The following is a 14,480-nucleotide window of genomic DNA, read 5'->3' on the forward strand; positions in this document are numbered from 1 at the left end:
CGCGGGAGGCCGCGCCGGTGTCGGCCCGCACCGGGAGGCGGGCCGCATGCCCGCCTGCCGCGCTACTCCGCCCCGCCCACCGTCAGGGCGAAATCGAGGGCGCTGGCGCGGTCGAGGCCGACCGAGCGGCCGATGCCGAGGGTGCCGACGTCGCGCAGCACCAGCTCCTCGCGGCGCATGCAGAATTCCTCGGCCCCGAACAAGGTCACGTAGGTCCCGTTCGTGCTGTGATCGACCAGCACCCACTTGTCGCCCCGGCGCTCGATCGTGGCGTGGCGGCGCGAGGCGTAGTCGTTGTCGACGACGATGTCGTTGGCCGATTCCCGCCCCAGCGAGACGCTGGCGTGGCGCTCGTCGAAGAGCCAGCGCCGGCCCCGGTAGGTGATGCGCAGGTCGTTGCCGGCGGGCGGGCGCTCGCCCGCCGCCGGCAGGAGCGAGAAGACCGTCTGGTTCTCGGCGAGGTGCCAGAGCACCTCGGCCACCCGCACGTCGTCGCTCGCCCCCTTCACGTAGACGCCGACGAGGCTGCGGGTCGCCGCCCGCTGCAGCGGCGGCAGGCTGTCGGCCAGGGCGCCGGTCGTGATGATCTGCCCGCCCTTGGCGATCGCCACCATCCGGGCCGCCATGTTCACGGTCGTGCCGAAGTAATCGTCGTTGGCCTGCACCGCCGGCCCGAAATGGAAGCCGATCCGCAGCTGCAGGTGCTGCCCCTCGACCTGCCCGACCCGGTCGTCCTCGAACCGGCGCTGAACCGCCACGGCGGCGTCGCACATGGCGCAGACGTCGGAGAAGACCGCCATGAACTCGTCGCCGATGGTCTTGACGATGCGTCCGCCATTGGCCTGGACCACGTCGGCGGCGCAGCCCAGGCAGCTTTCCACGATGCGCAGGGCCGCGTCATCGCCGAGATCGCGGTAGAGCCGCGTGCTCCCTGCGACGTCGCAGAACAGGACGCCGATGGAGCAGGGTTCGGTCGTGCTCATCTTGAGGAGCGATCCTCGAGGGGATTGCGCGACACAATGGCGCCAGTGCTCTCGTCTATGCAAGCGCCGCGCGCAGCGCGGAAGTCCAAAAACGATCCAGCGGGCGCGCCCGGTGCGCCAGCGCACCGACCTCCCCCGCCGGCGCGCGCCGGCGCGGGCGGTTGGTGGGATGCGAGCGCGGCCCTATGCTGGGCCCGCGCCGGGCGGAGAGGCCGGGCGGGGAGGATGAGGGCGATGCGGAGGAATGTGGCGCTGCTGTTCGGAGGGCGCTCGGCCGAGCACGAGGTGTCGATCGTCTCGGCCGGCAACGTCGCCCGGGCGCTCGATCCGGATCGCTACGCGGTGACGCCGATCGCCATCGACAAGGAGACGGGCGCGTGGCGGCTCTGCCCGCCGCTCGCGCCCGGCGAGGCGCCCGCGATGGTGCGGGAGGGGCCGCGCGTCGCCTTCCTTCCGGGCGGCGGCGGCCGGCTCGCGGTGCTGGGGGAGACGGCGAGCGTGTCGGAGCCCTTCGACGTCGTCGTGCCGGTGCTGCACGGGCCGAACGGCGAGGACGGGACCGTGCAGGGCGCCCTCGACCTCGCGGGCGTGCCCTATGTGGGGTCGGGGGTCATCGGCTCGGCCGCCGCGATGGACAAGGACGTGGCCAAGCGCCTGATGCGCGACGCGGGCCTGCCGATCGTGCCCTACCTGGTGGCGGGGCCGCGGCGCGGGGTCGCCTACACGGAGGCGGTCGAGGCGCTGGAGAGCCGGACGCTGTTCGTGAAGCCCGCCAATATGGGCTCCTCGGTCGGCGTCTCGCGGGTCGCCGATGCGGGCCAGTTCGACCAGGCGCTGGCCCACGCCTTCGCGTACGACGAGAAGATCCTGATCGAGCGGGCCGTGCCGCGGGCGCGGGAGATCGAGTTCGCGGTGCTGGAGACGGCGGAGGGAGAGGTGCGGGTGTCGCCGCCGGGGGAGATCGCCCCGGCCGCCGCGCACGGCTTCTACGGCTACGACGCCAAGTACGTCGATCCGGACGGGGCGGCCCTGCTGATCCCGGCGAGCCTCGCGCCCGCGCTCGCCGAGCGGATGGGCGGGCTGGCGGCCCGGGCCTTCGAGGCCCTCGCCTGCGCGGGGCTCGCCCGGGTCGACCTCTTCCTCGACCCGGACGACCCGGAGGGAATCTTCGTCAACGAGGTCAACACCCTGCCGGGCTTCACGGCGATCAGCATGTACCCGAAATTGTGGGACGCGGCGGGCCTCGCGCCGCCCGCCCTTATGGACGCCCTGATCGCCCACGCCCTCGCCCGCCACGCCCGGGCCGTCGCCACGGGCCGGGCTGCCCCGCGATCGGCGGCGGATGCGGCGTGGGCGCCGATGCGCGAGAGCATTTCCCGCTGACGTGGATGCCGGTTCGGCGTAGGACATGCGGCCAAACCGGAGACCTGGAGCAGGCTTCGGGTTTCGACCCGAGCGAAGCCTGCTCCAGGCACCGTGCGCCGAAGGGGCACCGGTTCGGAAAAAACGACGCGGGAACAAGAACCTGAGCAGAATCGCGGCGGACCGCTCTGCTCGGGCCGGCCTGTCGGATCGGGAGAGGGCGGGAGAGGGCGGAATGACGGGAGCGGCCGGACCGGTGCCGGTGGAGGCGGCGGACGGCCTGCCGCCGGCCGAGCGCCTCTGGGCCATGGGGGCGATCGGCACCGCCATGACCCTCGCGGTGCTGGACGGGGCCATCGTCAACGTCGCCCTGCCGGTGATGGCCCGCGACCTCGGGGTCAGCCCGGGCGCCGCGATCTTCGTGACGAACGGCTACCAGCTCGCCGTCACGGCGGCGCTGCTGCCGCTCGCCTCGCTCGGCGACATCCTCGGCTACAGGCGGATCTACGCGATCGGGCTCGCCCTGTTCACGGCGGCCTCGCTGGCCTGCGCGCTCGCCCCCACGCTGCCCCTGCTCATCGCCGCGCGGATCCTGCAGGGGCTCGGCGCCGCCGGGATCATGAGCGTCAACATCGCCCTGGTGCGGTTCATCTACCCGCACCGCCTGATCGGCCGGGGGGTCGGCACGGTGGCGCTCGTGGTGGCGATCGCCTCGGCGGCCGGGCCGACCGTGGCGGGCGCGATCCTGTCGGTGGCGCGCTGGCCCTGGCTGTTCCTCGTCAACCTGCCGCTCGGGCTGCTGGCGCTCGCGGCGGCGATCCGCACCCTGCCGGTCACACCCCGCAGCGGCGGGCGCTTCGATGCCCTGAGCGCGCTCCTCAACGCGCTCGTCTTCGCGCTCCTGATCACCGGGGTCGACGGGCTCGGCGACCCCGGGGAACGCGGCCTTGCGCTCCTCCTCCTCGGGGGCGCCCTCGTGATCGGCACGGCCTTCGTCTGGTACCAGGCGCGGCTGCCGGCGCCCCTCCTGCCGGTGGACCTCCTGCGCATCCCGGTCTTCGCCCTCTCGATGGCGAGTTCGATCTGCGCCTTCTCGGCCCAGATGATGGCCTACGTCGCCCTCCCCTTCTACTTCCACGACCTGCTGCACCGGACGAGCAGCGAGACGGGCCTCCTGATGACGCCCTGGCCGATCGCCATCGCGGTGATCGCGCCGGTGGCGGGCCGGCTCTCGGACCGGATCGCCCCCGGCCTCCTCGGCGGCGTCGGCATGCTGGGGATGGCGGCGGGCCTCGCCCTGGTGGCGAGCCTGCCGGCCGAGCCCGCCACGGGAGACATCGTCTGGCGGCTCACGCTCTGCGGGCTCGGCTTCGGGCTGTTCCAGTCGCCGAACAACCGGGTGATCATCACCAGCGCCCCGCGGGAGCGCAGCGGGGGCGCGAGCGGCATGCAGGCGACGGCGCGGCTCGTCGGGCAGTCGCTCGGGGCCGCGATGGTCGCGGTGATCTTCGGCCTGATGCACACGGGCGGCACCGTGGCGGTGCTGTGGATCGCCGCCGGCCTGTCGCTGACCGGGGCGGCGACGAGCGCCATGCGCAATCCGGCGCGGACCTGAGGCGCCGCCTCCGGGCCGGAGGCGCCGCCTCCGGGGCTCCTCCGCGCGGACCGCCAAGCCCTGGACGTCCGGGATCGGGATCACATCTCCCGGGCGGGACGGCTGCGACGGAGGCCAGCATGGACATCGATCTCACCGGGCGGCGCGCCCTCGTGACGGGCTCGACCGCGGGAATCGGCTTCGCCATCGCCAGGGCGCTCGGGGAGCTCGGCGCCACCGTGGCGGTGAACGGGCGCACGGCCGGGCGGGCCGAGGCGGCGGTCGCGGCGCTCGCGCGGGCCGCGCCGAAGGGGCGCTTCCTGGCCGCGCCCGGGGACGTCGCGGACGAAGCGGGCGCGCGGGCCGTGCACGCCGCCGTCCCGGACGCGGACATCCTCGTGAACAATGCGGGGATCTTCGAGCCCAAACCCTTCTTCGAGATCCCGGACGAGGATTGGAGGCGCTTCTTCGAGGTGAACGTGCTGAGCGGCGTGCGCCTGTCGCGGCTCTACGTGCCCGGCATGACGGCGCGGGGCTTCGGCCGGGTCGTGTTCATCTCCAGCGAATCGGCCCTGCAGATCCCGGTGGAGATGGTCCATTACGGGATGACCAAGACCGCCCAGCTCGCGGTCTCCCGCGGCCTCGCCGAGACCGTCGCGGGCAGCGGCGTCACGGTGAACGCGGTCCTGCCGGGCCCGACCCTGTCGGAGGGCGTCGCCACCTTCATGAAGGAGATGGCGGCCGGCATCGCCGACCCGGACCTCGACGCGATGGGCCGCGCCTTCGTCCGGGAGCACCGGCCGACCTCCCTGCTCGGGCGGCTCGCCACGCCGGAGGAGGTGGCGAACCTCGTCGCCTATCTGTGCACCCCCGCCGCCAGCGCCACCAGCGGGGCGGCCCTGCGGGTCGATGGCGGGGTGGTGCGCGCCATCGTGTGACCCCGGCGCGCGCATCCGGCGAGGGCCGCGGAGGAGATTTCGCGGCCTTCGCCGAAGACAATCCAAGCGTGGGATTGAAAATTTACTCGCTTTTTTGAATCGTTCGGCCGCTCCTCTCGGCCATTTGGCCTATATCGAAAGGCATATTGCAGAACGGACACATCCTTTCCCTTACGGCAACTCACTGCCGGCGGCTCCCTGTACATTCACAGCCCGCTCAGATATTCCCTTACCCAGCGGAATCGGGGAAAGAAAAGGCGCGCCGTGCGACTCCTTCCCTGGGTAAAGGAGATGGTAAAGTGACGATGCAATCCGGAATGATGTCGGTGTCCGCGCGGTCGCTCCGCGCGGTCAAGGGCGTGCTCCTCGGTTCGGCGGCCGGTCTGGCCGTCGCCGGCGGGGCTCAGGCGGCCGATCTGCCGACCAAGAAGGCGGCTCCGGTCGAGTACGTGCGGATCTGCTCGGCCTACGGCGCCGGCTTCTTCTACATCCCGGGCACCGATACCTGCCTGCGCGTCGGCGGCCGCGCCCGCTTCGAGGCGACCTACGTCCAGCCGCTGATCCGCGGCGACAACATGGGCTATCGCGCCCTCGGCCGCCTGAACATCGACGCCCGCACGCAGACCGGCTACGGCACCCTGCGCGCCTTCGTCCGCTTCGAACTGGCCAGCCGCACCGGCGGCTTCTTGAAGTCCGGTACCCAGGAGCGCGCCGCCAACGCCTTCTCCGCCACCGGCGTCGACACGGCCGGGCGCGTCCAGCAATACGTGAACGCCGACAAGGCCTTCATCCAGTTTGCCGGCCTCACCGCCGGCCGCGCGGCCTCGTTCTACGACTTCTACGCCCACGATTACGAGATCATCGCCGGCACGCTCGGGTCGGACATGTCCTCGACCAACGTCCTCGCCTATACGGCGACGTTCGGCGAGGGCTTCTCGGCCACGATCTCGATGGAAGACCCGAACTTCCGCAAGAACCCGATCTTCGGTGCGCCGACCGCCAGCGTGGGCGTGAACCCCGTCGACGTGGTGCAGCGCTCGCGCATGCCCGACTTCGTCGGCGCCCTGCGCTACGACGCGGCCTGGGGCTCGGCGCAGCTCTCGGCGGCGGTCCACGAGATCAACACCGGCAACTTCACCTCGAATCTCCTCACGATCCCCCACGTGCCGAGCGAGTACGGCTGGGCGGTCCAGGGCGGCGTGAAGATCAACCTGCCCTTCATCGCCGCGGGTGACGGTCTCTACCTGCAGGGCTCGTACGGTGAAGGCGCGACGATCTATACCGGCATCTCCAACTACAACGGCACCTACTCGCTGACCGGCAACCCGATTGGTGGCCTGTTCAACACCTCCTACGCGGACGCGATCCTCGACCCGGTGACCGGCCGGCTGTCGCTCTCGAAGAGCTTCACGGTGGTGGGCTCGTTCCTCCATTACTGGACGCCCGAGTGGCGGTCGGCCATCTTCGGCAGCTACGGCGAGATCGAGTTCAACAAGACCGCCCGGGCCCGCACCGCGGCGGCCGGGATCGGCGGCCTCACCGTCGCCGACGCGGCGACCAGCGCCCTGCTGCGCGACGCGTCCCAGATCGTCGCCGGCGCGAGCCTGATCTGGTCGCCGGTGAAGGATCTCGATATCGGCGTCGAGGGTCTCTACACCCAGGTCGGCGTCAAGAACGGTCGCGTCCTCGACCCGAACCGGCCCGGCAGCACCACGGCGACCGTCAAGGACGGCGACACGTTCCAGGTTCGCATGCGCGTTCAGCGCGACTTCTGATCCCGACGGCGGATCGCGACGGAGGGCCCCGGCGGTGTCGGGGCCCTTTCCATTTTTGAGGATCGATGGGAGGGCGAGCGCCCCGCCCGGCCGGGCGCCTGCATCGGCAGGCGCGGGACGGGGCCGCGGGCAGCTGCCCGGTGGTTCGAGCCGGTCCGATGGCGGGATGGCCCCGAACGGGGCGGCCGATGCCCTCACGGCGTTTCCGGCACCGGCCCCATCCTCGCGTGCGTCGCCGCAACCCCGACCACGACGGCTCAGGACAGGGTTCGGGCCCGCACGCGGCCCGGCGCGATCTCTAGAGCCCCGGCCCATCATCGCCCGGCGAGGGGGCCCCAGCCATGCCGGGACCGTCGCGGAGGGCGGGGTCGAAGAGCGGCGCCGATGCGCCTCGGCGCGACGGGGACCGCGAGGCTCCGGTCCGAGACCGGCCGGCGCCGGACGCCGACGGGCCTCCGGCGGAACCCCGCGCGGGCCTCCGCCCTTACTTCAGGTGCTGGGCGAGATACTTGTTCATCTCGAACATCGTCGCCTTGTCCTTGCCGAAGACCTTCTTCAGCTTGTCGTCGGCGAGGATCTCGCGCTTGTTCTCGGGATTCTGCAGGGAATGGGTGCGGATGTAGTCCCACACCTTGCTGACCACCTCGCCGCGCGGGATCGGCTTGGTGCCGACGATCGCGCCGAGTTCCGGCGAGGGCTGGAGGGGCTTCTGCAGGGCGTTCGGCTTGTCGCCGCCCTTGGGCGCCGCCACCTTCTTGCCCTTGGCGGCGGATTCCTTGCCGGCGGGCTTCTCGGCCTCGGCCGCCTCGGCCTTCGGAGCCTCTTTCTTGGTCGTCTTGGTCGCCATCGCTCTCCTCCGGTGTCCCCTGGGGCCCACGTCGCGGGATATACGGCCCTGCCGGGCGCTTAGCGTCAACAACTAAGCCTTGCCGGCCCCGTTCCAAGCGGAAATTCGCGGCCGGAACGGGATCATCCACACCCGAAGGCGTAAACGAAAGCTCAAGCCCCGATTGATCGGGCATCCGTCCAGGTCTTGCGGCCCTCCAGGGGATAGGCCGGATCGGTGTAGCCGGGGGTCGAGGGATGGCCGGCCGGCACGAGCCGGTCGACCAGGGCTTCGTCCTCCGCCCCGAAGCGGTAGGCGAGCGAGGCCGCGTAGGCCTCCCACTGCGCGAAGGTGCGCGGGCCGGCGATGACCGCGGTGACCGCCCGATTGTTCAGCACCCAGCCGAGGGCGAAGTCGATCGGCGAGGCGCCGCGGGCGGCCGCGTGGGCGGCGATCTCGCGGGCGATGGCGAGGCTCTCGGGGCGCCACTCGGTCTGCATCATGCGGGCGTCGCCGCGGCCGGCACGGCTGCCCTCGGGCGGCGAGGCGCCGGGATCGTACTTCGCGGTGAGCACGCCGCGGGCGAGCGGCGAGTAGGGCACCACGCCGAGCCCGAAATACGCGCAGGCCGGCAGGTGCTCGACCTCGGGCATGCGGTTGAGGGCATTGTAGTAGGGCTGGCTCGCCGCCGGTCGATCGATGCCGTAGTCGTCGCAGAGGCGGCAGATCTCGGCGACGCGCCAGGACCGGTGGTTCGAGACCGCGAAGTACCGGACCTTGCCGGTGCGGATCAGGTCGCCCACGGCCCGCACGGTCTCGGCCAGCGGCGTGTCGTGGTCCTCGCGGTGGAGGTAGTAGAGGTCGATCCAGTCGGTGCCGAGGCGCCGGAGGCTGTCCTCGCAGGCGCGGATGACGTGGGCGCGGGAGAGGCCGCGGTCGTTGGGGCCGGCCCCCATCGGGTTCCCGACCTTGGTGGCGAGCACGACGGCGCCGCGGTCGCGGGCGATGGCGCGGCCCACCACCTCCTCGGAGACGCCGTCATTGTAGACGTCGGCCGTGTCGATGAAGTTGATCCCCCGGTCGCGGGCATCCGCGATGATGCGGGCGGCCTGGGCCTCACTGGTCTGGCCGCCGAACATCATGGTGCCGAGGCAGAGGGGGGAGACCTTGAGGCCGGATCGTCCGAGGGTGCGGTACTCCATCGCGTCGCTGTCCTCCGATGATGGCCGATCTTGGGCACTAAGTTCCTGTGGCGCGCGCGTCTCGCCGCCGTGTGGATGCCGGGGTTTTCCTCCCATTCACCCTGTTCGGCAATCCCCCGTTAAGCACGCGGCCGCAGAACTCTCCGCATGTTCTTCGCCGCCATCTCCCTCGCCTTCGGCGCCGCCAGCGCCCTCATCCTTGGCCTGCGGGCCGCGGTGTCCTCCGAGATCCCCGGGGAGGGCCCGCATTCGCGGGGCTTCCTCTGAGATCCGGGTGGCCGGAGGGTGCGCCCTGCGGCGGGGAGCCGAGGGGCGGCGCCCCTCGGTCCTGATCTCTGGTCGGCCGGCGCGGGCGCCGCGCCGCGAGGCGCCGCGATGCTGAGCCGCTTCCTCGTCGTCGCGGCGGCGCTCTATGCGGGCTACGGCGTCACGTCGCCCTACCTGCCGGCCTTCCTGGCCGAGCGCGGGCTCGGCGCGGACCAGATCGGGCTCGCGCTCGCGGCCGGCCAGGGGGTCCGGCTCGCGGCAGGCCCGCTGGCGGGGCGCCTCGCGGACCGGCGCGACGCCGCCCGCGGCGTGCTGGCGGCCTGCGCCCTCCTCTCCGCCGTCACGGCGCTCGCCTTCCTCGCCGGGCACGGCTTCGCGGCCCTCCTGGTGGTCGGGGTCGCGCACGCGGCCGCGACGGCGCCGCTCGCGCCGCTGGCGGACGCCCTGGCGCTCCCGGCCGCCGCGGCCGGCCGCTTCTCCTACGGGCTCGTGCGGGGTGCGGGCTCGGCGGCCTTCATCGCCGGCACGCTGCTCGCGGGGGCGGTGACGGCGTGGTCGGGCCGGCCGGCCCTGCTCGCCTGCGGGGCGGCGTTCTTCGGGCTCCTGGCGCTCGCCGCCCTGCGGCTCCCGGCCGGGGCGGCGCGGGCCGCGGGGATTGTGGATTCGGCCTCGCCGGGCCTCCTCCTGCGCTCGGCGCCGTTTCGCCGCATCGTCCTGGTCGCCGCCCTGGTGGTCGGCAGCCATGCCATGCACGACGCCTTCGCGGTGATCCGCTGGCAGGCGGCCGGGATCGGTCCCGGCGCGGCGAGCCTGCTCTGGGCGGAATCGGTCGCCGCGGAGGTGCTGGTCTTCACGCTCGCCGGGCCGCCGCTCCTCGACCGGCTCGGCCCGGCCCGGGCGCTGATGCTGGCGGGCCTCGCCGCGGCGGGGCGCTGGGCCGTGGAGGGCGCGACGGCGGCGCTGCCGGCCCTGGCGCTGATCCAGGCCCTGCATGGGCTGACCTTCGCGCTCCTGCACCTCGCCTGCATGCGGGTGCTGCTGGCGAGCGTGCCGCCGGCGCTGGCGGCCACCGCCCAGACCCTCTACGGCACGCTCGGCCTCGGGCTCGCCACCACGCTGACGACGCTGGCGGCCGGGCCGCTCTACGGCCGGTTCGGGCCGGCAGCCTTCTGGGCCATGGCGCTGATGGCGCTCGCCGCCGTGCCGCTGGCGCGGGGCCTGCGCGCGCCGCCGGGCGATGCCCTGCCGGGCGATGCCCGGGAGGGCACCGCCCGCGGCGGGGCTTGACCCGGGCCCGCGCCGGGCGGAAGGCGGGCCCGCCGACCGGAGCCCCGCATGCCCGTTCCCGCCGACCTCTCGGCCCTCGATTCGACCGCGCACATCATCCAGGTGGCGCTGACGCCGGTCTTCCTGCTTAGCGGGCTCGCGACGCTGCTCAGCGTCCTGTCGACGCGCCACGCGCGGATCGCCGACCAGGTCGAGAGGCTGTCGGGCCGCACGAACGAGGTGGCGCGGCTCGCGGAGTTGCGGCGGCGCAGCCTCGCCCTGGACGCGGCGGTGGTGCTGGCGGCGCTCGCGGGGGTGGCGACCTGCGGGGCGGTGCTGACGCTGTTCGTGGGGGCGCTGCGCGACACGGGCGTGGCGAGCGTGCTCTTCGCCTTGTTCGGCGCCGCGATCGTGTTCACCCTGTGCGCGCTCGGGGTCTTCGCCGTCGAGATGACCCTGGCGAGTCGCGACGTGCGCAGCGCCGCCGCGACTCAGGCGGAGGAAGCCCGGGAGCGCTGAGGGGCCGCGGGCGCCAGAGCGCCCGCAGGCGCGGAAGCGCCCGGAACCGTCCGGCGGGGGTCCGGTTCCCCAGGGGTGAGACGGGGAGACGAGAGATGCCGACCGACCTGCCGACCGAACGAAGCCTGCGCGCGCCGGGCTCGATGGAGCTCGACCCGACCGCCGAGGGCGTCGCCCTCGACGAGACCCGCCGGCTGATCGCCTCGAACAAGGTCGAGGGCACCGCGGTCTACAATCGCCAGGGCGAGAGCCTGGGTACGATCTACAACTTCATGGTCGATAAAGTGTCGGGGCAGGTCGCCTACGCGGTCCTGTCCTTCGGCGGCTTCCTCGGCCTCGGCGAGAGCTACCATCCGGTGCCGTGGCGGGCGCTGACCTACGATGTCCGGCTCGGCGGCTACGTGATCGACCTCGACGTGGACGCGCTGGCGGGGGCGCCGAGCCAGGGTCCGGGCGAGGACGCCTTCGCGGATCCGGGCTTCGGGCCGCGGGTCGACGCCCATTGGGGCCGCGGCCGGCCGGACCCGGCCTGAGGCCATGGAGCCGGAGGCGGTCGAGGGGGCGGTCGAGCGCGGCGCCGGCTTCTCGGTCGCGCCGGGGACGGGCAAGCGCCCCGGGGTGCTGGTGGCGATGCCGTTCGACCGCGACCTGATCGCGCGCTTCCGCGAGACCTTCCCGACCGCGAAGTTCCGCCGCGCGACGCGGCGCTGGTTCGTCCCGGGCACCACGGCCGAGCGGCGGGTCGATGCCTGGATCGGGCGGGAGATGTCGGCGCGCGACGCCCACGGCGACGCGAAGGGCCGCGACGCCTACGCCTTCGAGCCGCTGGTGAGCCGCTACCTCGACCCGAGCCCCGAGGGGCTGATCGTGCGCACCCCCTATTCGCGCACCGTGGTGGAGACCCTGCGGGGCATCTCCGCCGCCCATTGGGACCCGGCGGTGCGGGCGTGGCGGGTGCCGTGGCGGGCCTACGAGGCGCTCAAGGCGGTCTGGCCGGTGATCGAGGAGGCGGCCGCCCGCAACGAGCCCGAGGCGAAGCGCGCCCGCCGGGAGGCGGCCCGCGATCCCGCGGCCGAGCGCGAGCGGCGGCGCCAGCGTCACCCGGTGCCGATGGACGACCTGCCGCCCCTCGGGGTCCCGGTCGAGACGGCGGCCTACGGCGTGGTGGTGTTCGAGGCCCTCGACGCGGAGCCGATCGCGCGCGAGGACCTGCCGCACGCGGTGGCGCCCCTGCCGAAGGGCCGGGCCTTCGTGTGGGGCTGGTGGCGGATGCCGGATTTCCGCGAACTCGCGGAGGTTCTCTCCGCCGCGCGCCCGGACGACGTGCGCCGCGGCTGGTGGCCGCCGACCCGGGAGGGGCTGGAGATGCGGCGGCGGCGCCTGCGGGAGGCCGAGCGGGCGCGGGCGACCCGGGCCGCCCGGCGCGAGGAGGCCGAGGTGCCGGCCGGCGAGGACGCGCAGGAGTGATCCGGGTCGGCCGGCGCGCCCGCTCCCGTCCTACGCCCCGGCCGCCTCCGGCGCGTAGGCCGCCGGATCGACCCGCTCGGGCCGTCCCGGCAGGGCGAGGGCGGCCGCCCGGGCGGGGGTGCGGGCCACCACCCGGCCGCGGCGGATCACCGCGAGCCGCGTCGCGCGCAGCCGGATCGCCTCGATCGGGTCGCGGGCCTGCAGCAGCACCAGATCCGCGTGGGCGCCGACATGCAGCCCATAATCCTCAAGCCCCATCACGGCGGCGGCCTGGGTCGTCACGGCCGCGAAGCAGGCCCGCATCGCTTCGCGCCCGGTCATCTGCGCCACGTGCAGGCCCATATGGGCGACGTCGAGCATGTCGGCCGCGCCGAGGCTGTACCAGGGGTCCATGCAGCAATCCTGGCCGAAGGCGACGGTGAGCCCCGCCGCCAGCGCCTCGGGCACGCGGGTGAGGCCGCGGCGCTTCGGGTAGCTGTCGTGCCGGCCCTGGAGCACGATGTTGATGAGCGGGTTCGCCACCACCCGCAGCTGCGCCTCCGCCATCAGGGGCAGCAGCTTCGAGACGTAGTAATTGTCCATCGAGTGCATGGAGGTGAGGTGCGAGCCCGCCACCCGCCCCTGCAGCCCGTGCCGCACCGTCTCGGCGGCGAGCGTCTCGACGTGGCGCGACAGGGGATCGTCAGTCTCGTCGCAGTGGATGTCGACGCGCAGCCCCCGCTCCGCCGCGATCCGGCACAGGCGGCGCAGGGATTCGGCCCCCTCCTCCGCGGTGCGCTCGAAATGCGGGATGCCGCCCACCACCTCGACGCCGCGGTCGAGGGCGCGCTCCAGGTTGCGCGCCGCGCCGGGCGCGCGCAGATAGCCGTCCTGCGGGAAGGCGACGAGCTGGAGGTCGAGGTACGGCGCGACCTGCTTCTTGACGGCGAGCAGGGCGTCGACCGCGAGCAGCCGGTCGTCGCAGACGTCGACGTGGGAGCGCACCGCGAGCAGCCCCTGCGCCACCGCGAGGTCGCAGTAGCGCAGCGCCCGCGCGATCACCGCCTCCTCGGTGAGGAGCGGCTTCAGCTCGCCCCAGAGGGCGATGCCTTCGAGGAGCGTGCCGGACAGGTTGAGGCGCGGGTGCCCGAGGGAGAGCGTCGCGTCCATGTGGAAGTGGCAATCGACGAAGGGCGGCGTCACGAGCTGGCCGGCCGCGTCGATCTCCTCGCCGGCCGGGCCCGGGATGCCCGGCGCGATCCCGACGATCCGCCCGCCCGCGACCGCGATGTCGTGGTCCCGGCGCCCGTCCGGCAGGGTCGCGCGGCGCAGGATGAGGTCGATGTCCATGGGGTCAGCGCTCTCCGCGGCGATAGGGGATCATCAGGGCCCGGGGCGCCCGGGCGTGGCGGGCCCCGACCAGGAGCGCCGCGATCGACAGGAGGTAGGGCAGCATCAGGAAGACCTGCCCGGGCACGATCCCGCCCGCGACCTGCTGCAGCCGGACCTGGAAGGCGTCGAAGGCGCCGAACAGCACGGCCCCGAGCAGCGCCTTGCCGGGCCGCCAGCCCGCGAAGACGGTGAGCGCGATGCAGATCCAGCCGCGCCCGGCCACCATCTCGAAGAAGAAGGCGTTGAAGGCCGACAGCGTCAGGAAGGCGCCGCCCACCGCCATCAGGGCCGAGCCCGCCACCACCGCGCCGGTCCGCACGGCCCGCACGGGGATGCCCTGCGCCTCGACGGCGGCCGGGTTCTCGCCGACCGCCCGCACGGCGAGGCCGAGGGGCGTGCGGGCGAGGAACCACGCCAGCGCCGCCACGAGCGCGAGCGCCAGCAGGGTCAGGGCGGTCTGCCGGAACAGGATCGGGCCGACGAGCGGCAGGTCGGACAGGAGCGGCAGGTCGAGGGGCGCGAAGGGCACGATGCGCGGCGGCGTGGCGGCGCCGGGCAGGGCGAGCCGGTAGCCGAACGAGGCGGCGCTGGTGGCGAGCAGGGTCACGGCGAGCCCGCTCACGTGCTGGGAGAGGGAGAGCCCGACCGTGAGCCCGGCGAGGAGGAGCCCGAGGAGCGCGCCCGTGAGCGCCGCGACCAGCACCCCGCCCCAGAGGCCGGCGCCGAGATGCACGGCGAGCCAGCCCGTCATGGCCCCGGCCGTCATGATGCCCTCGATGCCGAGGTTGAGCACGCCCGCCCGCTCGCACAGCACGGCGCCCGCGACCCCGAAGATCAGCGGCGTGGCGATGCGCAGGGCCGCGGCCCAGAAGGTGACGGTGAGCAGGATGTCGAGGAGGCTCTGCACGGG

At 73.5% G+C, this 14,480-nt stretch carries 13 protein-coding genes; 8 read left to right on the forward strand and 5 right to left on the reverse strand.

Going from position 1 to position 14,480, the window contains the following annotated elements; genetic code table 11:
- Positions 1-62: 62 nt before the first annotated feature.
- On the reverse strand, positions 63-983 hold the full coding sequence (locus M446_RS04420; protein WP_012330887.1) for an adenylate/guanylate cyclase domain-containing protein: 921 nt from the start codon (positions 981-983) through the stop codon (positions 63-65).
- Between the two features lie 234 nt (positions 984-1,217).
- Here M446_RS04420 and M446_RS04425 point away from each other — a divergent pair, with 234 nt between their 5' ends.
- The 4 genes from M446_RS04425 to M446_RS04440 all read left to right on the forward strand — a co-directional run bounded on the left by M446_RS04425 (position 1,218) and on the right by M446_RS04440 (position 6,652).
- Entirely contained in the window at positions 1,218-2,366 is a 1,149-nt protein-coding gene (locus M446_RS04425) for a D-alanine--D-alanine ligase family protein (RefSeq protein ID WP_012330888.1), read from the forward strand.
- 214 nt (positions 2,367-2,580) lie between these two features.
- A complete protein-coding gene (locus M446_RS04430; protein ID WP_012330889.1) occupies positions 2,581-3,960 on the forward strand; it encodes an MFS transporter in 1,380 nt (459 codons plus the stop codon).
- A 119-nt stretch (positions 3,961-4,079) separates the two neighbouring features.
- Positions 4,080-4,877 (forward strand): SDR family NAD(P)-dependent oxidoreductase, encoded by a 798-nt coding sequence (locus M446_RS04435; protein ID WP_012330890.1) that lies wholly within the window; start codon positions 4,080-4,082, stop codon positions 4,875-4,877.
- A 317-nt stretch (positions 4,878-5,194) separates the two neighbouring features.
- Positions 5,195-6,652: a porin gene (locus M446_RS04440; protein WP_043700821.1), complete on the forward strand. Its 1,458-nt coding sequence runs from the start codon at positions 5,195-5,197 to the stop codon at positions 6,650-6,652.
- 484 nt (positions 6,653-7,136) lie between these two features.
- Here the strand turns inward: M446_RS04440 and M446_RS04445 are convergent, their stop codons facing one another.
- Positions 7,137-7,499 carry an SWIB/MDM2 domain-containing protein gene (locus tag M446_RS04445; protein WP_012330892.1) on the reverse strand — a complete coding sequence of 121 codons (363 nt, stop codon included), beginning with the start codon at positions 7,497-7,499 and terminating at the stop codon, positions 7,137-7,139.
- Between the two features lie 152 nt (positions 7,500-7,651).
- On the reverse strand, positions 7,652-8,680 hold the full coding sequence (locus tag M446_RS04450) for an aldo/keto reductase (RefSeq protein ID WP_012330893.1): 1,029 nt from the start codon (positions 8,678-8,680) through the stop codon (positions 7,652-7,654).
- 375 nt (positions 8,681-9,055) lie between these two features.
- On the opposite strand from M446_RS04450, the gene M446_RS04455 reads away from it, so the two are divergent.
- The 4 genes from M446_RS04455 to M446_RS04470 all read left to right on the forward strand — a co-directional run bounded on the left by M446_RS04455 (position 9,056) and on the right by M446_RS04470 (position 12,199).
- Entirely contained in the window at positions 9,056-10,234 is a 1,179-nt protein-coding gene (locus M446_RS04455) for an MFS transporter (protein WP_012330895.1), read from the forward strand.
- 48 nt (positions 10,235-10,282) lie between these two features.
- The gene (locus M446_RS04460; protein WP_012330896.1) at positions 10,283-10,732 is read left to right on the forward strand and encodes a DUF2721 domain-containing protein; all 450 of its coding nucleotides are present in this window, start codon (positions 10,283-10,285) and stop codon (positions 10,730-10,732) included.
- A gap of 95 nt (positions 10,733-10,827) precedes the next feature.
- Entirely contained in the window at positions 10,828-11,265 is a 438-nt protein-coding gene (locus M446_RS04465; RefSeq protein ID WP_012330897.1) for a PRC-barrel domain-containing protein, read from the forward strand.
- 4 nt (positions 11,266-11,269) lie between these two features.
- On the forward strand, positions 11,270-12,199 hold the full coding sequence (locus M446_RS04470; RefSeq protein ID WP_012330898.1) for a hypothetical protein: 930 nt from the start codon (positions 11,270-11,272) through the stop codon (positions 12,197-12,199).
- Positions 12,200-12,229: 30 nt separating this feature from the next.
- Here M446_RS04470 and M446_RS04475 read toward each other — a convergent pair whose 3' ends face one another.
- The gene (locus M446_RS04475; RefSeq protein ID WP_012330899.1) at positions 12,230-13,528 is read right to left on the reverse strand and encodes an amidohydrolase family protein; all 1,299 of its coding nucleotides are present in this window, start codon (positions 13,526-13,528) and stop codon (positions 12,230-12,232) included.
- Between the two features lie 4 nt (positions 13,529-13,532).
- Complete coding sequence (locus M446_RS04480; RefSeq protein WP_012330900.1) at positions 13,533-14,477, reverse strand: ABC transporter permease; 945 nt, start codon at positions 14,475-14,477, stop codon at positions 13,533-13,535.
- Positions 14,478-14,480 lie beyond the last annotated feature (3 nt).

The organism is Methylobacterium sp. 4-46 (assembly GCF_000019365.1).
Lineage (GTDB): Bacteria > Pseudomonadota > Alphaproteobacteria > Rhizobiales > Beijerinckiaceae > Methylobacterium.